17 protein-coding genes are annotated in these 19,657 nt (G+C 38.1%); 6 read left to right on the plus strand and 11 right to left on the minus strand.

What is annotated here, in order from left to right:
• Positions 1 to 67 precede the first annotated feature (67 nt).
• On the minus strand, positions 68 to 1,432 hold the full coding sequence (gene trhP / locus QMN76_RS03785) for a prephenate-dependent tRNA uridine(34) hydroxylase TrhP (RefSeq protein WP_282065742.1): 1,365 nt from the start codon (positions 1,430 to 1,432) through the stop codon (positions 68 to 70).
• Positions 1,433 to 1,513: 81 nt separating this feature from the next.
• Positions 1,514 to 2,419, minus strand: a complete 906-nt coding sequence (locus tag QMN76_RS03790; RefSeq protein WP_282023731.1) for a LysR family transcriptional regulator — start codon at positions 2,417 to 2,419, stop codon at positions 1,514 to 1,516.
• Positions 2,420 to 2,569: 150 nt separating this feature from the next.
• On the opposite strand from QMN76_RS03790, the gene QMN76_RS03795 reads away from it, so the two are divergent.
• Entirely contained in the window at positions 2,570 to 3,760 is a 1,191-nt protein-coding gene (locus QMN76_RS03795; RefSeq protein WP_282023730.1) for an MFS transporter, read from the plus strand.
• 85 nt (positions 3,761 to 3,845) lie between these two features.
• On the opposite strand, the gene gltX is transcribed toward QMN76_RS03795, so the two are convergent.
• From gltX to QMN76_RS03815, 4 genes are all read right to left on the minus strand, one after another.
• Entirely contained in the window at positions 3,846 to 5,180 is a 1,335-nt protein-coding gene (gene gltX / locus QMN76_RS03800) for a glutamate--tRNA ligase (protein WP_034336217.1), read from the minus strand.
• Between the two features lie 44 nt (positions 5,181 to 5,224).
• A complete protein-coding gene (locus QMN76_RS03805) occupies positions 5,225 to 5,617 on the minus strand; it encodes a hypothetical protein (protein ID WP_034336214.1) in 393 nt (130 codons plus the stop codon).
• Between the two features lie 35 nt (positions 5,618 to 5,652).
• A complete protein-coding gene (locus QMN76_RS03810) occupies positions 5,653 to 6,780 on the minus strand; it encodes a beta/alpha barrel domain-containing protein (protein WP_235176796.1) in 1,128 nt (375 codons plus the stop codon).
• A gap of 105 nt (positions 6,781 to 6,885) precedes the next feature.
• The gene (locus tag QMN76_RS03815; protein WP_034336209.1) at positions 6,886 to 8,286 is read right to left on the minus strand and encodes a class II 3-deoxy-7-phosphoheptulonate synthase; all 1,401 of its coding nucleotides are present in this window, start codon (positions 8,284 to 8,286) and stop codon (positions 6,886 to 6,888) included.
• Positions 8,287 to 8,728: 442 nt separating this feature from the next.
• On the opposite strand from QMN76_RS03815, the gene QMN76_RS03820 reads away from it, so the two are divergent.
• From QMN76_RS03820 to QMN76_RS03830, 3 genes are read left to right on the plus strand one after another with little or no spacing between them, the layout of a single operon-like run.
• Positions 8,729 to 9,550 (plus strand): MetQ/NlpA family ABC transporter substrate-binding protein, encoded by an 822-nt coding sequence (locus QMN76_RS03820; RefSeq protein WP_282065744.1) that lies wholly within the window; start codon positions 8,729 to 8,731, stop codon positions 9,548 to 9,550.
• A 29-nt stretch (positions 9,551 to 9,579) separates the two neighbouring features.
• On the plus strand, positions 9,580 to 10,635 hold the full coding sequence (locus QMN76_RS03825; RefSeq protein ID WP_034336205.1) for a methionine ABC transporter ATP-binding protein: 1,056 nt from the start codon (positions 9,580 to 9,582) through the stop codon (positions 10,633 to 10,635).
• 40 nt (positions 10,636 to 10,675) lie between these two features.
• Entirely contained in the window at positions 10,676 to 11,329 is a 654-nt protein-coding gene (locus QMN76_RS03830; RefSeq protein WP_282065792.1) for a methionine ABC transporter permease, read from the plus strand.
• Between the two features lie 154 nt (positions 11,330 to 11,483).
• Here QMN76_RS03830 and QMN76_RS03835 read toward each other — a convergent pair whose 3' ends face one another.
• On the minus strand, positions 11,484 to 11,801 hold the full coding sequence (locus tag QMN76_RS03835) for a hypothetical protein (protein WP_282065746.1): 318 nt from the start codon (positions 11,799 to 11,801) through the stop codon (positions 11,484 to 11,486).
• Between the two features lie 300 nt (positions 11,802 to 12,101).
• Here QMN76_RS03835 and QMN76_RS03840 point away from each other — a divergent pair, with 300 nt between their 5' ends.
• Positions 12,102 to 12,512, plus strand: a complete 411-nt coding sequence (locus QMN76_RS03840; RefSeq protein ID WP_282065747.1) for a hypothetical protein — start codon at positions 12,102 to 12,104, stop codon at positions 12,510 to 12,512.
• 4 nt (positions 12,513 to 12,516) lie between these two features.
• On the opposite strand, the gene gorA is transcribed toward QMN76_RS03840, so the two are convergent.
• Complete coding sequence (gene gorA, locus QMN76_RS03845) at positions 12,517 to 13,914, minus strand: glutathione-disulfide reductase (protein ID WP_282023728.1); 1,398 nt, start codon at positions 13,912 to 13,914, stop codon at positions 12,517 to 12,519.
• A gap of 3 nt (positions 13,915 to 13,917) precedes the next feature.
• The gene (locus QMN76_RS03850; RefSeq protein ID WP_282023727.1) at positions 13,918 to 14,748 is read right to left on the minus strand and encodes a ferredoxin--NADP reductase; all 831 of its coding nucleotides are present in this window, start codon (positions 14,746 to 14,748) and stop codon (positions 13,918 to 13,920) included.
• Positions 14,749 to 15,076: 328 nt separating this feature from the next.
• Between QMN76_RS03850 and QMN76_RS03855 the strand changes: the two genes are divergently transcribed.
• Complete coding sequence (locus tag QMN76_RS03855; RefSeq protein ID WP_034336194.1) at positions 15,077 to 17,404, plus strand: helicase-related protein; 2,328 nt, start codon at positions 15,077 to 15,079, stop codon at positions 17,402 to 17,404.
• Positions 17,405 to 17,422: 18 nt separating this feature from the next.
• Here the strand turns inward: QMN76_RS03855 and QMN76_RS03860 are convergent, their stop codons facing one another.
• Entirely contained in the window at positions 17,423 to 18,361 is a 939-nt protein-coding gene (locus QMN76_RS03860) for a hypothetical protein (RefSeq protein ID WP_282065748.1), read from the minus strand.
• A 72-nt stretch (positions 18,362 to 18,433) separates the two neighbouring features.
• Positions 18,434 to 19,639, minus strand: coding sequence for a 5-demethoxyubiquinol-8 5-hydroxylase UbiM (ubiM, locus tag QMN76_RS03865; protein WP_084051484.1), 1,206 nt, complete (start codon positions 19,637 to 19,639; stop codon positions 18,434 to 18,436).
• Positions 19,640 to 19,657 lie beyond the last annotated feature (18 nt).

A 19,657-nucleotide genomic window follows, 5' to 3' on the forward strand; every position in this document is an offset into this window, starting at 1 on the left:
CTTTTATATAAAAGAACTGGCTTTATTTACAAAAGCCAGTTCTTTTAATTAATTTAAGAAAACTCTATTACTCACCGCCTAAATACCGCATCAATAACGCATATTCCAGCTGCACATCGTCTGCAATCGGAATATATACCGTATGACTATTTCCTGGTGCAACTGTAGCGGCTTCACCTTTGGTATTTTCCATTTTTTCAAGGGTAAAGCTAATATTCCCTTTTGGCGTCATCATTTCCAAACGATCACCAACCTCAAAACGATTTTTTACGGTAACTTCCGCCAAACCATTTTGACGTTGTCCTGTGAATTCACCTACAAATTGTTGTTTAATGGAAACCGAAGACCCTGTTTCATAGTTTTGGTAATCATTATGTTTATGACGTTGCAAGAACCCTTCTGTATAACCACGATGTGCCAAAGATTCCAAGGTGCTTAACAAGCTGGTATCAAAAGGACGACCTGCAACCGCATCATCCATCGCTTTACGATAAACTTGAGCAGTACGAGCAACATAATAATGAGATTTTGTCCGCCCCTCAATTTTCAAAGAGTAAACCCCAATATTCACCAAACGCTCTACATGTTGAATAGCACGCAAATCTTTGGAGTTCATGATATACGTGCCATGCTCATCTTCAAACGCAGTCATTTCTTCTTCTGGTCGGGTACCTTCACGTAGAACAAACACTTTATCAGTCGATGGTCCCTCACCTAATGTAGGCTGCACCTCTTCCTTATCATTACAACATCCACCAGATTGCTCTTGTTTTTTACTAACAATCTCACCAACTTCATTTTCAGTGCCTTCTTCAACGCCATATTGCCAACGGCAAGCATTCGTGCATGTCCCTTGGTTCGCATCACGATGATTAATATACCCAGACAATAAGCAGCGTCCAGAATATGCCATACATAAAGCACCGTGAACAAACACTTCCAGCTCAATATCAGGCACATGTTGATGAATTTCCTCGATTTCTTTGATCGATAATTCACGAGACAAAATAACCCGTGTTAATCCCATTTGTCGCCAGAACTTAACCGTTGCCCAATTCACAGCATTCGCTTGCACAGATAAATGCACTGCCGTCTCTGGGAATGCTTCACGCACCATCATGATTAATCCTGGGTCGGACATAATCAATGCATCTGGTCCCATTGCTACAACGGGTTCTAAATCTTTGATAAAAGTTTTTAATTTTGCATTATGTGGGGCAATATTCACCACGACATAAAAGCATTTTCCCTGAGCATGAGCCTCATCAATACCGATTTTAAGGTTTTCATGATTAAACTCATTATTTCGAACTCTTAGACTATATCGAGGTTGCCCCGCATAAACCGCATCCGCCCCATAGGCAAACGCATAACGCATGGATTTTAATGTCCCCGCAGGGCTTAAAAGTTCAACTTTCAAAGGATTTGACATGTATTAACAACTGTTTTTAATATAAAGGAAAAGATCTTTTAACAAATTATATATGTATTTAAAATGTTTTTATAAAGAAGTTTATTGAAAATGATATGTTTTTATTAACTTTAATAAAGCCTGTAATGCCTTAGGCAATTGACGGCGATTAGAATAGTAAAGGTAAAAAGCCTCGCCCATCGATCCCCATTCAGGCAAAACCCTAACTAAACTCCCCTCTGCTAATTGATCTGCAATCCTGTTTTCAAGATTATAGCAAATACCCCCATGACGTTGTGCAATTTCAATAGACAAAATTGTTTCATTCACAATCATTGTCCAATCCGTTGACAACACATATTTTTCTTTTCCCTTTTCTAACTCCCAATGATAGATTTTTCCATTTCCCATTCTGGTTCCAATACATTTATGATAATGCAAATCATCTGGTTTTTCTAATTCAGGAGCGTGTTTTAAATAATCTGGAGATGCAGCCATAATCCAATTCAATGGCTTACATAAACGCAACGCAATCATATCCTCTGGTACAATATCACCATACCGAATACCTGCATCAAACCCATCCTTAACAATATCTATGACGGTATCTTGCACGGCGATCTCTAACCTTACCTCTGGATATTTTTCTGTATATTTTGCCAATATAGGTGCCAAAACAAGGCGTGCAGCATCACTTAAAACATTAATCTTTAATAATCCTGTGGGATGCTCTCTATATCGATTAAGTGCCTCTAATCCAGCTTCAATAGTATCAAATCCCATTATAACTGATTGTAATAACTCTTGTCCTGCTGAGGTTAGTTTAATGCTGCGATTAGTACGATGAAACAAACGAACGCCTTGACGTTCTTCTAAATTACGCATGGAACGACTTAAAGCTGAAGGGGAAATATCTAACTGATCCGCAGCTTTGCGAAAACCTCCAGCTTCTACAATCACGCGAAAGAAATTTAAATCTCCAAGATCACTCCGTGTTAATTGAGACATAACCGACACCATGCATTGAACGTTCACTTTAAGTGCACATTGTGTACAATTTTAGTTCATTGTAAAGAGTAATTTCATTCGTTATCTTATAAAGAACAGCGCGCTCTATTTAATTTTCATAAAATATTTTAATTAAAAAGAGTGAACAATATGGATATAACAGCGGTCATCAATAAAAATGATAAAGCCAAAATATGGACTGCACACTTTATTCTAGCATTAGGTGGATTATTTATTGGCACAGGTGAGTTTGCTGCAATGGGCTTGTTACCGAACATTGCACAAACATTTCATATAAATATACCTACGGCTGGATATTTAATCAGTATTTATGCATGTGGTGTTATTGTTGGCTCTCCGCTACTGGCAATTATTGGGGCCAATATGGAGCGCAAAAAATTGCTCTGTATTTTGATTATTCTTGTTATCATTGGAAATGGTACATCCGCGTTGGCATCAAATTTTACTATAGAAGCCATTGCACGATTTATATCAGGATTACCCCATGGTGCCTATTATGGAACTGCAGGACTGGTTGCTGCAAATTTAGTCCCGCCCCATCAACGTACACAAGCCATAGGACGTGTTATGCTAGGATTGGCGGCGGCTAATCTTGTGGGTGTTCCTTTGGTCACGTGGATGGGGCAATTATGGGGATGGCAATCTACATTTTATTTAATTAGTTTTGGTGGATTACTCTTACTATTTTTATTCCCATTCACAATACCAACCATCCAACCCAATCATAATATTTCCCCCTTACAAGAAATATCTGCTTTGAATTCAAAACAAGTATGGTTGACCTTAGCAACGGCTGCTATTGGTTTTGGTGGGATGTTTGCTGTTTATAGCTATATTACCCCCACATTATTATATGTTACCCATCAAACAGAATTACAGGTTCCAATTTTTCTAGCTCTATGGGGCATGGGAATGGTCATCGGCAATATTATTGGTGCATGGATGGCAGATAAATCTTTAATCAAAACAATCATTGGCTTGTTAATTTGGAATGCTGTTTTTCTCGCTTTATTCTCTTTTATTGCACATTCACCTTTGTTGGTTTTGATATGTTTACTTTTAATCGGCATGGGATTTGCATTAGTTCCCGCTTTGCAAGCAAGCTTAATGGATCTCGCACCTAAAGCACAAATATTAGCCTCGGCAATGAATCATTCCGCTTTTAATCTTGCCAATGCTATTGGTGCTTGGGCAGGAGGAGTTGTTATTTCAATCGGTTTGGGATGGTCTTCTATTGGAATTGTAGGATCAGCACTTGCTATATGTGGATTAGTCATTTTTATGTTTTCTATAATGATACTTAAGAAAAGTAATAACTAAAATAAATACTAACAATTTATACAACAAAAAAAGAGCTAGGTTACTCCCCTAGCTCTTTTTACTTTAACTTAATGAGCAATCACAATTAACGCGAAACTGCTTCTTGCAAGCGACGAACAACACGTTCGCGTCCCATGATCGGTAATAACCCTTTCATTTCTGGACCTTTTTCTTCGCGTGTTAATGCCATTCTTAATGGATGAAACAATGTTTTTCCTTTACGGCCACTAACTTCTTTTAACTTAGCCGTCCATTGTCCCCATGTTTCTTCTGTCCAAGGATCTTCTGGTAAAGAATCAAGTGCTTGTTGTAGATATTCTTTATCTTCCTCTGCGGCTTCAGGAATAATATCTTCATGTACCAAATCCCACCAATATCTTGCTTCACTTAACAACTCAAGATTAGGGCGAACAACATTCCAGAATTCTTCTGTAATAGAAGAAGGAAGACGATCTTTGACCTCAGCAAATTCCATATTATGCAAACATTTTTTATTTAAAATGAGCATTTGTTGAATATCAAAACGTGCTGGTGAACGTGAATAAGTTGATAAATCATAATCTTTTGCCAATTCATCAACAGATAAAAGTTGCGGATCACGTGATGTACCTAAACGTGCAAGATAAGAAACTATTGCTTTAGCCTCCAACCCATCTTCGCGTAACTCTTTAAGAGAAACACTTCCTAGACGTTTTGAAAGTTTCCCACCATCAGCATCCATTAACAAAGGTAAATGTGCAAAATTAATGGTGTTAGGTTTGCCTATTAATGCCTCAATCAAATCAATTTGGACACCAGTATTGGTAACATGATCTTCACCACGAATAATATGGGTAATATCCGTTTCCAAATCATCAACAACAGATGCCAATGTGTATAAAACAGTACCATCCGCTTTGATCATAATCGGATCAGAAATAGAAGTCAGCTTAACACGACATTGCCCCATAACCAAATCATCCCATCTGATTTCACGACCCGAAAGTTTAAAGCGCCAATGTGGCACTTTTCCATTAGCTTCAGCTGCTTCGCGCTGTTCAGGGGTTAATCTTAACATCGCACGATCATATAAAGGGGGTTTATTTTGGCGACGGCGTAACTCACGTTTAAAATCCAATTCCTCTTTGGTTTCAAAGCAAGGATATAAACGTCCAGATTCTTTTAACCGTTCAATCGCCATCGCATACCGATCCATACGATCGGATTGTTTCATATATTCATCCCAAGAAAAACCAAACCATTCCAATGCTTTGTGAATTTCACGAACATATTCCTCTTTGGAACGTTCAACATCCGTATCATCAATACGTAGCATAAACTTGCCGCCATGACGGCGAGCAAACAAAGCATTGGCAACAGCCAAACGAGCATTCCCTACATGCATTAAACCAGTAGGACTTGGGGCAAAACGTAATTTCATCTTCAAAACTTATCGCTATTTAAATTATCTTTAAAACTCAGGGGTTATTCTTTATCATCTTCGGGAAATTCATCCTCGTCAACTAAACGGCGAGGATCCAATGAACGCCAATCACATTCCATGGGTGTCGATTTATTTTCAACAAAAGACATAATCTCATCAGAGGAATTCCATATCTCGTCCTCTTTATTCATTACTTTAACATCTTCACCAAATGCAGACCAAGCATCAAAAATCTCTTGATTAGTGCCGCCAGGAATACGACAACGTTCAACGCTTGCGCGAACATAGGCGTGGGCAAAAACAACTGCGTGCTCTTCATTGTAAAAACCATCAATAATTTCTACAACTTTATCCTCATGGTCACTGGAAAGGTCAAAAACATGAATAGTATATTCACCTTTTACATCACTCTCTTCATTTTTTTGACTATCCAAAAACCAATCTCCTATCAAGCTTTTTATTCTTCAAACTATTCTATTCCAGAAACATATTGACGTGCAAAATTAACTAAGAATTCACGTCCTTTTTTTACCAAAGACTGTCCATTATACGCAATAATATCAGCAGTTGCATAGGTTTCATTCCAAAGATTAGGAATAAATGATCCCGTACCAATACAATCAACAGGAGCCTTCGCCTCTGCAATCATACGACACTTAGTCACATCGAACCCAGAAGAGGCAATCAACTTGACTTTACCAAATCCTGCCTCGTTTAATCGTTCACGCATCCACCAAATGGCTGCTGCTGAAACACCAGTCCCCGTTAAGTGCGTTAATTCTTTTTCTGAACAATAACGTTGAAGCGTTTCAGGGGCATGACGCATAATTAAAGAGTATGATGTTTGTCGATTTAACCCTTCTAAAAACCGACCACCATGCGTATCTAAACGCAACATAATTTTACCTTGTGCAGCCAACTCAGGGAAACGTTGGCAAACTGATATTCCGTCAGTTACTTCTTTACCAAAAAAATCAACCAAAACCCCTAATGTTTGGTCTGGAAATTGTTCGTGAAACATTTCAGCTGCACGAACTGTTGATCCTGCATACCCCACTAAAGCATGTGGCATCGTACCAAAACCACTCTCTAAACCAAACAATTTAGCTGTATTAGCACTGGCTGTACCTATAAACCCTTTTGACCCACTCTTTTTTTGTGCAGCTTGCGTACCAACCCAAGCCGCATATTCGACCATCTCTTGCATTTCATAGCCTGCACAATGACGTGCCCCCATAGCTATAAAATCAGTTTCTGGCAGCGTCTGCACCATTTGAAATGCATTACAAGCTGCAACACAACAAGAACCCAATTTTTGTAATAAAATAGTTTCCAAAACAGCAAGCTGTTCAAAAGACCCTTTTAAATACAAAATCGGCTGCCCAGCGCCTACCCATTCCCCTTCTGGAAAAGCCACATAATAAGTCGCATTGATATTTTCTTGTTCAAAGAGTCTATCTAACCACTGTAATGCTAAACGTGGTGCTGATAAAACTGGACGACGTAGGAATACAGCATAAACAACTTCTTTGTCCCCATAATGCTGGACGATATGTTGTGTCCTATTAAAATAAGCATCTGTGCGTGCAGCCACCATATCAAGATCACTTGGTTGCTGAACAGCAACCAAGCCTTTAAATACCGCGTCTCGTTCTTGGTTATTATCTTTAACAGTCATACAACGCTCTTTCTAAAGCCTACATTATTTACTTTTATTTGCCGCAAAGTGACGTTGAGCCAATTCTTCAGCAACTAAAAAGGCCATTTCCAAAGATTGTTCTGCATTTAAACGTGGATCACAAAATGTTTGGTAACGTTGTCCCAAATCAGCCTCTGTTAAATGATGAGCACCACCAATACATTCTGTTACATTGGCACCAGTCATTTCAACATGAATACCACCAGGAATAGCCCCCTCGGATGCCATCACATCGAAAAATCCCATAAGTTCTGATAAAATCTCATCAAACGGACGTGTTTTTGTACCATCACTGGTAGAGATCGTATTACCATGCATTGGATCACTTAACCAAGTTACAATTTTACCAGAAGCTTTTACAGCTTTAACAAAAGGAGGAAGCAGTTCTTTGATTTTACTTGCACCCATTCGAGCAATCAACGAAATTCGCCCAGGTTCATTCTCAGGATTTAAAATATCCAATAATTTCAACAAATCATCAATATTTGCACTTGGACCCACTTTGATCCCAATTGGGTTTTTAATCCCACGTAAAAACTCTACATGTGCCCCATTAGGTTGACGTGTTCTATCGCCAATCCACAGAAAATGTGCTGAACAATCATACCATTCACCCGACGTTGAATCTATTCTGGTTAAAGCTTGCTCATAAGGCAATAATAACGCTTCGTGTGAAGTGTAAAAATCTGTTTCTTTGATCTGAGGAGTATTATCCCCAGTCAAACCACATGCGCGCATAAATGCTAATGTTTCATCAATTTTTTCTGATAAAACACTGTAACGTTGTGCCAAAGGAGAGCGCTCAACGAAATCCAAATTCCAACGATGCACCTCATGTAAATTTGCATATCCGCCATTTGCAAAAGCACGAACTAAGTTTAGGGTGCCTGCTGATTGAAAATAAGCAAGCTCCATTCTTTTAGGATCTGGAATCCTGGATTCTGCGGTAAAGTCAATGCCATTAATAATGTCACCACGATAAGACATATGGCTGATATCACCTTTGGTTTCATTATCTGAAGAACGTGGTTTTGCAAACTGTCCCGCAATTCGTCCAATTTTAACCACTGGGACTTTGGCACCATAAGTTAAAACGATCGCCATTTGTAAAATTACACGAAATACATCACGAATAATATCTGCTGTAAATTCCTCAAATATTTCTGCGCATGGACCACCTTGTAAAACGAAAGCTTGGCCTTGTGATGCCAAGGCTAACTGTCTCTTTAATTGGCGTGTTTCACCAGCAAACACCAAAGGAGGATATCCTTTTAATTTTTCCTCTGTACTCATCAATGCAGATTGATCAGGATATTCAGGAACATGTTTAATTGGAAAAGAACGCCAACTATCTGGCTTCCAAGAAGAATGTTTTGCTCCAGAATTCGAAGAAGTATCGCTCATCGGATAGATCCTAATCAAAATAAAAAGTAATAAATTCAAAATAACGCTTTATTTAATAGATACAATTAAAATTGTAACTTGATATAGCCTTAAATAGTGTATCGTATTTTTAAATTTTTCCTATAGCAAAATATATATTTTCCTTAAAAATTTTAAAATATACCTTCAAGATCTTCCTTTGATTAACCAACAAAGTTAAAAATCTAATTTTATTATTATTTTTAATATAATTATACGAATTATTCGTAATTAAGTTTTTACACACAATGGAACAATTATACCTCTGACCAAATAAAAATTTTTTTTAACTCTCATGTAAAAAGCTATAATCTGTATAAGTTGTAGTTTAACTATTGTTTTTTTTAAATTTTACTATAGATATTAAAAATCAAATTTAAAATCAAACTGATCATTTTCACTTGCATCACAAGGGTTATTGCTTATGTTTTCCGCTTTGTCTCGTCGAGCTATACTCGCAGGTTCTGTTGCTTTTGCACTTTGCTCTTTTACAGCACTTCAGGTAAAAGCAGCTGATTCTCAGGAAAAAACCATTAAAGTTGGTGTTGTTTCTGGCCCCGAAGAAGACTTGGCCGTTGTTGCTAAGAATGTTGCCAAAACAAAAGGGCTTAACGTTCAGCTGGTAAATTTTGACGATTATAATTTACCGAATGAAGCTTTGGTTGGCAAAGATATTGAAGCAAATGCATTTCAACATATTCCCTTTATGGATGCTCAGGTCAAAGCTCGTGGATATAAATTGGCGGTTATTGGTAAAACATGGGTTGAACCTCTAGGGTTTTATTCTCATAAGATTAAAACGATTAAAGATCTAGCTGATGGTGCAAAAATCGGTATTCCAAATGACCCATCCAATCAAGGGCGTGCCTTAAACCTGTTGGTTAAACAAGGGTTGATTAAACTAAACAAGGATGCACCTGCTTTACCAAGCCTAGGTGATATTGCTGAGAATCGTCATCATTATAACTTTGTAGAACTTGATGCAGCCCAACTTGCAAGATCATTGGATGATGTTGACATGGCTGCTATTAATACAAACTATGTCATTTCTGCAAAAATTGATCCTAAGTCTGTTTTGTTACAAGAAGATCGTTTACATAACCCTTATGCCAACATTCTTGTTGTCAGAAAAGGTGATGAAAACAAGCCTGAAATGAAAGAATTGGTAGAAAGCTTTCAATCTGATGCCGTTAAAAAAGCAATGGAAGACAAATACCACGGAGCCATTTTACCGGCGTGGCAATAAAATTATTAGCATACTGACTTTTTAATAAAATGACCTTACCTTCTACGACCCCTCTTGATACTCCTGTTGTTGAATTCGAAGATGTTTGCCGCAACTTTGGCAATCATGTCGCATTATCCCACCTCTCCTTTTCTGTTAAAAAGGGAGAAATCATGGGAATTATTGGCCATTCAGGCGCAGGAAAGACAACCTTATTACGCTGTTTGGCTGGATTAGAGAGACCCGATACGGGTAAGGTCAAAATCGAAGGTAAGGATATTGCTAATCTTCCTCGTAAAGAGCTTTTGCCTTTACAACAAAGAATAGGTTTGGTTTTTCAACATTTTAATCTAATTAGCAATCAAACTGTTTTAAAAAACATTGCCCTTCCGCTGAAAATTGCAGGCATATCCAAAGAAAAACGTCTCAAAAAAGCTCAAGAGCTACTAAATCTTGTTGGACTGCCAGACAAAGCTGATAATTACCCCGCACAACTTTCAGGTGGACAAAAACAACGCGTTGGTATCGCTAGAGCTTTGGCAGCAGACCCTGCCCTTTTGCTTTGTGATGAAGCAACTTCTGCACTTGATCCAGAAACAACACGTTCTATCATTGATTTATTATTACAAATTAATAAACAACTAAATTTAACAATTGTATTAATTACACACGAGATGAGTGTTATCCGCCTGCTAGCAGACCAAGTGATTGTTTTACAAGGTGGAAAAATTATTGAAGAAGGTCCTGTAACCCACGTATTTTCCCATCCTAAAGCAGAAACTACCAAACAGTTGCTTACCGAAGAACAACCTTCATTACCTCAAAGTATTATCAGTCAATTACGCGATACTCCCCAAGCCAATGATTATGGCATTTTGCATGTCATTATGTTAGGTAACGTTGTTCGCAAACCTTTAATTGCTGACTTACAAAAAGAATATTCTATTTCTGCCTCTTTATTAGAGGGAAGTATTTCTCATATTCGAGAAACTCCGATTGGAACTTCATTCCTAGCCGTACGTGCAGAGGATTGTGATAAAACCATGAAAGCATTAACCTTAATGGGTGTCGAAAGCGTCGAAAGAGTTGGGTATGTCTCTTTTTAATATAGATCAAATTAACCAATATCTTAGCCATATTAGCAATATTTCCCCTTATCAGCTTGAACAGCTTTATAAAGCGATTTGGGAAACCATTGAGATGACTGTTGCCTGTGGGTTTTTAACCCTTGTTGGTGGTCTGCCTATTGCATTATTTTTAATTATCACTGCACCAGATGGTTTAAGGCCTTCCCCTATTCCCCACCGCATTGTTAGCGTAATTATCAATATCTTCAGGTCTATTCCCTTTATCATCTTACTCGTTGCTTTGATTCCTGTTACGCGTTTTCTCGTAGGAACTGCTATTGGTACCGAAGCTGCTATTGTCCCACTTGCTATCGCTACGATTCCATATTTTACACGCATCGCTGAGGTATCATTACGAGAAGTTAACCATGGGCTGATCGAAGCTGTCAAAGCTATGGGCGGCAGCCGTATCGCCATAATTAAAGAAGTTTTATTACCAGAAGCTCTGCCTGGATTAATTTCTGGTTTTACCGTTACCATTATTTTGATTGTTGGTATTTCTGCAATGGCAGGCACGATTGGTGCAGGTGGATTGGGACGATACGCAATTCAATATGGTTATCAACAATTTAGATCTGATATAATGGCTATTGTTATTGTTCTTTTGGTCATCATGATTTCTGCAATTCAGTGGGCTGGAGATTATTTAGCCAGTAAATTTAACCATCGATAAAATTCTAACTTATTGTTCCCAACATGAACATGCAAAATCAATCTAACCATAGTTTCCAGGTTATAAATTATAACGCTGACAAATAATCTCTTCAGTATTTAACTCTTTGAGCATACCTGTAAAAGTTGGTGCAACATAACCAATTCTCCACCATTCATTGATGATCAGTACCAAACGTATTAAAAGTTAACTCTAGATGATATAAAATATTTCCAAAACTGTTTGGTCGCAAATCAATCAACAAAGATACCTCTTGATCTCCCGATAAAGGGAGCAGCGATTTTGGTGATCTGGGGCCAGTCTCATGATTATATGGAGAGGTTTCATAATAAAATTTCGCAGCTACTATGATTGATTTTGCAGAATTTATTAATGCCCAAATCATACCAAGTTTTGTGCCTGTTACATACTCCACTTTAAAACATAAACATTTGTTTTTAGGTGTTGGCGCAACACATGGATATTCAAGCATAATTCAGTAAAAAATGTGGCCCACCATTTTCTCTACAACCAAGCATTATAAACGATCGAATTGATTTCTTTCAGATCCATAATAATTTACCTACAAATAAATGTCCAGCTCGTTCAGACTATTCTTCCACGCTAACTTTTATTTTTTTTCTCAAAGTAAAATTAATATAAATCTTCGAATAAGATCATGCCATAAATAAATCATTTTGAATCTATATTTTCTTTCAAATTATATATAAAATAGATTGTAACCATCATAGAATATACAGTTCTTACTGCTAAGAAATAAAAGGATACAAACATGCACTGGCTGAAACACAGCTTATATGGGCTATTCCTAATCACCCCTTTATTTATAACTAATAGTTATGGACAAGAGATGAATGTGAACTCTAACAGTGCCACATTACCAGGTCTTTCAGGGCAATCTGCCAATATACATACACAGACCCCTGCGTATAAAGGATCTGGTGGAGGTGAACATATTACCGTTCGTGGACGTAGGGCACCACCTCCTGGATATACATATGCACCATCTATGGATATGACCAAAGGCCCAGATCCAGAGCATCAACGAGCTCTTTCTGAAAATAAAGACGCAGTTAGTGGGGCTAACCTATCTCGCTATGGAACTGCATACAGAGAAAGCGGTCCTATGGGCAGTGGAAAACTTGGGGATTCAACAGGTAATGGTTGGTTAACCCCAAGATAAGTGATTATTGTTTTTGGCTAGTTCTTGTTACTTGTCTTAAAGTAACAAGTTCTTCAGCTGAGGATGGATGAATACCAATTGTCTGATCAAAATCGGCTTTTGTCAGCCCTGCAGCAATTGCCACGGCAAAACCTTGCATAATTTCTGGGGCATCGTCGCCCAACATATGCAGACCAACAACTAATTGAGTTTTTTTATCAACGATCATCTTGATAAAGGTTTTGATTTTACGCTCTGTAAATACATACTTCATCGCAGTAAACTGAGAAACATATATTTCTACTTCACCCTTTTTTACAGCTTCCTCTTCGGACAAACCTACACTAGCCAAAGGTGGATAAAAGAAAACGGCTTTTGGGGTAGAATCATAGGCTGCTTTTCTGCTGTAACCAGCGAATAAGCGATCTGCCAAAGCATGACCTTGTGCAATCGCAACTGGCGTCAAATTGATTTTATCAATAACATCCCCAATTGCATAAATATTAGGGGAAGAAGTAACAAAATTATCATCTACAATAACTTGCTCTTTATCAGTAATTTCTACACCTGCATGGTCCAAAGCTAATCCACTAATGTTCGGATGACGTCCTGTCGCAAAAAATACACAATTGGTCTCAATGACATCACCGTCATCTAAATGAAGCTTATACGTATCACCATTTTTTTCAACTTTTACAGGATTTTTGCCTGTATGCTGCATGATATTTGGGCGCACAGCAATAGCATCATACAAGGCCTGGCGCATATCTTGATCAAATCCACGCAAAGGCACAGGTTGACGATAAATCAAATCAACTTGAGATCCCAAACCTGCAAAAATACCAGCAAATTCTATCCCTATATAACCTGAACCAATAATAGAAATTCTTTGAGGACGTTCTTTGAGATAAAATGCTTGATCAGAAACAATCCCATGTTCTTTACCTTCTATATCCAAAAGGCTTGGGGATGAACCCGTAGCAATCACAATATGTTTTGCCGTGATGTCTAACGCCCCTTGAGTTACATCCTCGGAAAGAACGCTTTGGGCAATATTAATTGTATGCGCATCCTTAAAAGAAGCAGCACCTTTAAAAATAGTAACTCCAGCCTTTTGTAACATAGACACATATATTCCATTTAAACGATGGATTTCTTTGTCTTTTGCCTCAATAAGTTGTTGCCAATGATGCTGCCCTTTTTTCGTATCCCATCCATATCCATGACTATCTTCAACCAAATCGCCATAAGTGCTGGCATACATCATCAGTTTTTTGGGAACACAGCCAATATTTACACAAGTTCCGCCCCAATGTTGTTTTTCAATGATGGCAACTTTTGCTCCATGTCCAGCAGCAATTCGTGCACAACGAACGCCACCAGAACCCGCACCGATTACGATAAGGTCAAAGTCATATGTCATAGATTATTGCTCCGCAAATGCTTTTTCGATTACGAAAGATCCAGGTGAGTTTCCATTCCCCTCGGTAAAACCGCGATTTTCAAGGATCGTTTTAATTTCTGCCAACATTTCTGGTGAACCACAGATCATTGCACGATCCAACTCTGGATCCATCACTGGTAAATTTGTATCCGAAAATAATTTTTTATTATTAATCAAGGTTGTAATACGATCACGAACAGGGAAATCTTCACGTGTAACCGTTGGGTAATAAATTAACTTTTTAGAAATATCTTCACCAAGGAATTCATGGTTTGGTAATTCTTTTGTAATATAATCACGATAAGCCAACTCACCCACAGTACGTACACCATGAGTTAAAATCACATTCTCAAAATTTTCATAAACCTCTGGGTCACGAATGAGGCTCATAAATGGAGCAAGCCCAGTGCCTGTAGAGAAAAAGTATAAATTACGACCAGGTTTTAAATTAGATAGAACCAATGTTCCTGTCGGTTTACGTCCAATTAGAACCGTGTCTCCAACTTGCATGTGACATAAACGAGAGGTTAATGGGCCATCTGGAACCTTAATAGACAAAAACTCTAATTCTTCTTCATAATTTGCACTGGCAACACTGTAAGCACGCAACAAAGGCTTGCCGTTAACTTCGATCCCAATCATACAAAATTGTCCATTTTCAAAGCGCAAGCTGGATGTACGAGTGCATTTAAAAGAAAATAAACGGTCTGTCCAATGATGAACACTCAGCACTTTTTCAGCATTTAAATGGCTATATTCTTTGGTTGGGTCTGTTAGACGAAAAGAATCATCAATAACGATTGGTTCAGACATTATAAAGGGATCTCCTGATTAATTAACCTAAATTATTGCGTAAATAAAAATCATTCACATTTAAAAAGTATTTTTAACCCATTCCCAAGAAAAATTGAACAAATTTCAAAACCTAATTTAAAAAATTTTTATATTTACAAATTTATCACTACTCTTTTTTTAAATAATAGATCATATTATCCTTTAATATATTAGAAGTAACAAACCAAAAATCAATGTGTTATAAATATTCATTATAAACAATAAAAATTTTTTGAACTTGCAATATGTTATTTAATTAAACCTATATTGTATAGTTTATTTACTAATCCTTTATCTTTGGAAATCCATGAATTTATCTCCTGCTAAAATTGCTATAGACCAAGCATTACAAGAAACCTCACTTAGCCTGACACCGCAAGAAGAGCCCCGCTTATTAAAACTGGTTGCCAGGAACCTTCAGCCTGACACCAACCATATTACTGCGGCTACTTTTATAAAACTGCTTTGCATTATTCGCAGAAAAGAATGGGCTAAACGGTTAAACAGGCAGATTCAACAGGAAAATAAACCTTGGATACAATCAGAAGATATTGCTTGGGCTGTGTCATTTGTTCACGAACCTGAACCCAGTGAAGACGCATTACAATCTGCTTTACAACAAGCGTTGCACACCCGTTTGCGACAAAACGGTAAAAGTCCAATTGATTGTTTTCAAACATTATATACTGACTTAATAGACAGCGGTAAGCCTATTATCGGCACCAAAGCTCTGCGCTTAATGGCTCAAGATGTGGCAATAGCCTTTGGACTAGAATCCAATGATACAGAACAGTTCATTGAGGAAATTGTCTATCAAGAGCAAAAGCAACAACAAAAAGATCAAGAAATCCAACAAACGGCTCGTGATCGTAAAAGAGATGAGATCAAGAAACAAAAAGAATGGGAATCCAGCCTTGTTTCTTTTAAAGAGATCCCACCTTTGCTGCATTGCTCTCATAAAGAGGTTCTGCGTTGGATTGCAGAAAATAAGATCCCTGTTGCGCAAAAAATTAAAAAACACGGAAAAGAAATTTGGCGTTTTGATCCAAAAGAAATCAAAGCATTACGTTCACAAATTTCAAATTGGCGTGATGGCACCCCAGCAAAAGATAAAAAAAACGCCTATATTAATTTGGGCGATTTAAATATTAAAAACAAAGTCATCGCCAGTGTTGCCGCTATGGATCGTTATGCAGGCCACTTTGTAACAGCACGCAGTTTAAAACGTCGTATCACCATTGTCACCGGCCCTACCAATAGTGGAAAATCCTATACTGCCTTAAAAACAATGGCTGAAAGCGAAAGTGGAATTGCACTGGCACCTTTGCGTTTATTAGCTCATGAATTTAAAGAGGCTTTATCAGAAAGAAATATTGCAGCGTCTTTAAAGACTGGTGAAGAAAGACAACTAATTCCTAATAGTCGTTTCCTTGCGGCCACCGTTGAAATGTGCCCAATGGATAATCCTGTTGACGTAGCCCTAATTGACGAAGCACAAATGCTTACAGATCCAGACAGAGGAGCCGCGTGGACAGCAGCCATCATGGGTGTGCCTGCTAGGCACGTTTATGTATTGGGCTCACCTGAATGTATTCCTATTGTTAAAAATATTGCTAGGCTTTGTGATGATCCATGGGAAGAAATCTCTTTACAACGCAAAAGTGCTTTACAAACTGCCAGCTCTCCTATTGGGATAAATCGGTTACAGGCAGGAGATGCTTTAATCGCATTTTCCAGACGTGAAGTTTTAGATTTGCGTGCTATCCTAATGCAAAAAGGCCATAGTGTTGCTGTTATTTACGGTGCCTTAAGCCCAGAGGTTCGCAGGGCAGAAGCCAAACGCTTTAATGATGGTCAGGCAGATATATTAATTGCCACAGATGCAATTGGCATGGGATTAAACCTTTCAATTAAACGCATTATTTTCAGCACAATTTATAAATTTGATGGAACCAGCAGACGAATGTTAACGTCTCAAGAAGTCAAGCAAATTGGCGGGCGAGCTGGGCGTTATGGTAAGCATGAAACTGGCACTGTTGGATTATTAGCAGGCGCTGGTGATCCCGACTTTATTCGTCGCCAGTTAGAAGCTCCACCAGAAGAGCAAAAAGACCTACGCCCTTTGGTGCAACCAGACAGTGCGATTGTGCAGCTTATTGCTAATGAAATTAACTCTGATAGTTTATTTGGTGTTTTAACCAGGTTAAAACGTGCGGTATTGCGCTCTGATGATCCTAATTATCGACTTGCTCCGATGGAGGAAACATTTGCTATTGCCTCTGCTTTGGAAGGTGTGCAAGGATTGGAGTTAAGAGATCGTTGGACATATTCAGTCTGTCCCGTTGATGATCGCGATAATGGTATTCAACGTTTAATCCGATGGGCTGCTGATCATGCTTCTGGAAAAACCATTGCGGCCCCCAGCACTGGAAAACTGCCCAGCCCCAGCAATGCGTCTCGGCAAGAGTTAGAACGTGCAGAAAAACGTCATAAACGTTTAGTTGCTTGGCGTTGGTTATCTTTGCGTTTTCCTGATATATATCCAGATTTAGAAGCTGCTGAAAAAACTACCAGAGAGCTTAATGATTGGATTGAATCTGTATTACGTCAACAACGGCGTAAGAATGAATTATAAAAGTAAAATAATGACAAACTATTGATACTGTAATTTCTGATCGTTCCAGTGATAAATTTTGCCATTATTATTACGAGATCCTTTTTGTGTATGTTTTATATCATAAAACCCTGTTGTTTGGTGCGGCAGAATGGATAAAACATACTCCTCTTCGCTGATATCATGATCTCGGGTTCCATCTTTATGCCAATCACCTGCAATGTTTTCAAAATGATACATATCTGCCTTCAGAACAGGGCGAAGGGTTCCTTGTAAAATAGCAAATAACGTCATTGCTTGAGTAGAATCATTTCCACCTGCATACCCTACCTCTGCCCCAAAACGTATACCAAAGGCAAGTATTTGTGAATTTAACTGATAATGAGCAAAATCTAAGCGCTGCAAATTGCATACGACAACTTCACCGTTCCCATTTTTAAGGTTAAATGCACTCTTTTCCAGCGCATCTCCATTATCATCATCCACATAACCATTCTCATCCCCAACAACGGTCTCTATATAAGGTTGAGCTATTAATTTTAGCATTCCTGAACCATCATAATCAACAACAGCTATAACAATTTTACTTTTAGGATTTATATCATAAGAACAACTGTTTTTTTGATCTTTATCTAGTTCCTTTTGTGTTATTTTTGTTGAGCAAGCCACTACAATATAGCGGTCTTTCTGTCCAGGCCATGGCTTCATCCCTATAAGACTCCACCTTTCATCTTTACCCTGCGGATATATAATTTTGATAATATCTTGAGGCTTCAAAGCACTTTGCATAGACAAAAAATGACTACCAAACCCATCTGGAAATTTATCACCATTCATTTCTTGTGCAAAAACTGCTTTGCCCTCTTCGCTGTGAATCTGGGATGGTATTTGATCAATCGAATGAACAACTTTTGCTGAAACAGATAAGTTTATAGACAGTAAAAAAATAAAAGAGCCATATTTCAAAATATGCTTCATAACCCGATTGAACCATTCAACAATTGATCATTAGTAATTCAAAAATATATTAATATTAATATATTTTCAGCATTATTTCATAAAAGGCAATCGACCACCTTTTTCAATCAATTGATCAACAACTTTATTTTTAATAGGGTTTAACAGATTTGCAGCTTTCATTCCTGCCTGTCTTAACAACCACAACCCTTTCTCTTCGCGAGTATACAAAGTCGCAATTGTATTCGTAACCGTAAACATAGGTAAGGTTTTGGCTCTTAGACGGCGTTCATAGTTCCGCAATTGTCGAGCTGCTCCAATTTCTTCACCACGTTCGATCCCTGAAAAGACCTCTTCAGCCAACAGCTCTTGCGCCGTCATCGCAAAATTAAATCCATGTGCCGTAATTGGATGCATTCCAATAGCCGTATCCCCAACAAGGGCTGTATGACGGGTTTCAAAGCGATTAGCAAAAACCGTTTTTAAAGGATATACATGACGTGTTGAAACTGATTTTACTTTACCCAGGCGATTTTTTAATCTGGCATTAATATCTGCATTAAAAGCATCTTCATCCAAAGCACGAACACGATTCATTTCATCTGGTGGCAAAGATAAAACAACCGAAGAAATATTCCCATTTAATGGGAGTAAAGCAATCGTCTGTCCTTTGTCAAACCACTGCAATGCGACACCTTGATGAGGCTGTTCATGTTCAAATCGGGACACCATCATATGACGATGAAAATCATGTAAATGATAACCAATACCAAGGCTTTCTCTGGTTTTAGAAAAACGTCCATCTGCAACCACGGCTAATCTTGCTGTTAGTTGCTGACCTTTTAACTTTACCGTTACAAAATCTACGAAACAACTTAGTTTTTCACAGGTTTCTTGAGATAAAACTGTAATATTTTCTCGTTTTTGTACTACTTCGAATAATGCTTTGCGAATAGCAAAGTTAGGAACCAGATAACCCAAGGCATCTTCATCTTTACCTTTGGTATCAAAGATCAATGGATGATTTTCTTCACCATTTTCAACGCGAGCTTCTTGTATGAAAGAAATATCATTAGGCTCAATATGATCCCAAGCCCCCATCGCCTGCATAGCAGTAACAGTATGATGTGTGAGGGCTATTTCTCGTCCATCAAAAGATGGATTCTGCAATGCATGCAATGGCGCAGGATCAATTACAATCACTTTTAAGCCCAGAGCTTCTAGTGATAAGGCTGATGCTAAACCAGCAGGGCCACCGCCAATGACGATAACATCCTTCATATCTACTGATAACGGCATTTTATATTCTCCATTACT

It is taken from the genome of Commensalibacter papalotli (ex Botero et al. 2024) (genome assembly GCF_947179115.1).
GTDB classification, from domain to species: Bacteria; Pseudomonadota; Alphaproteobacteria; order Acetobacterales; family Acetobacteraceae; genus Commensalibacter; species Commensalibacter papalotli.

Coding starts and splice junctions, on each gene's coding strand:
- trhP (WP_282065742.1), bottom strand. CDS start 1,432: ATGTCAAATCCTTTGAAAGTTGAACTTTTAAGCCCTGCGGGGACATTA.
- QMN76_RS03790 (WP_282023731.1), bottom strand. CDS start 2,419: ATGTCTCAATTAACACGGAGTGATCTTGGAGATTTAAATTTCTTTCGC.
- QMN76_RS03795 (WP_282023730.1), top strand. CDS start 2,570: ATGGATATAACAGCGGTCATCAATAAAAATGATAAAGCCAAAATATGG.
- gltX (WP_034336217.1), bottom strand. CDS start 5,180: ATGAAATTACGTTTTGCCCCAAGTCCTACTGGTTTAATGCATGTAGGG.
- QMN76_RS03810 (WP_235176796.1), bottom strand. CDS start 6,780: ATGGTGGCTGCACGCACAGATGCTTATTTTAATAGGACACAACATATC.
- QMN76_RS03815 (WP_034336209.1), bottom strand. CDS start 8,286: ATGAGCGATACTTCTTCGAATTCTGGAGCAAAACATTCTTCTTGGAAG.
- QMN76_RS03820 (WP_282065744.1), top strand. CDS start 8,729: ATGTTTTCCGCTTTGTCTCGTCGAGCTATACTCGCAGGTTCTGTTGCT.
- QMN76_RS03825 (WP_034336205.1), top strand. CDS start 9,580: ATGACCTTACCTTCTACGACCCCTCTTGATACTCCTGTTGTTGAATTC.
- QMN76_RS03835 (WP_282065746.1), bottom strand. CDS start 11,801: ATGCTTGAATATCCATGTGTTGCGCCAACACCTAAAAACAAATGTTTA.
- QMN76_RS03840 (WP_282065747.1), top strand. CDS start 12,102: ATGCACTGGCTGAAACACAGCTTATATGGGCTATTCCTAATCACCCCT.
- gorA (WP_282023728.1), bottom strand. CDS start 13,914: ATGACATATGACTTTGACCTTATCGTAATCGGTGCGGGTTCTGGTGGC.
- QMN76_RS03850 (WP_282023727.1), bottom strand. CDS start 14,748: ATGTCTGAACCAATCGTTATTGATGATTCTTTTCGTCTAACAGACCCA.
- QMN76_RS03855 (WP_034336194.1), top strand. CDS start 15,077: ATGAATTTATCTCCTGCTAAAATTGCTATAGACCAAGCATTACAAGAA.
- QMN76_RS03860 (WP_282065748.1), bottom strand. CDS start 18,361: ATGAAGCATATTTTGAAATATGGCTCTTTTATTTTTTTACTGTCTATA.
- ubiM (WP_084051484.1), bottom strand. CDS start 19,639: ATGCCGTTATCAGTAGATATGAAGGATGTTATCGTCATTGGCGGTGGC.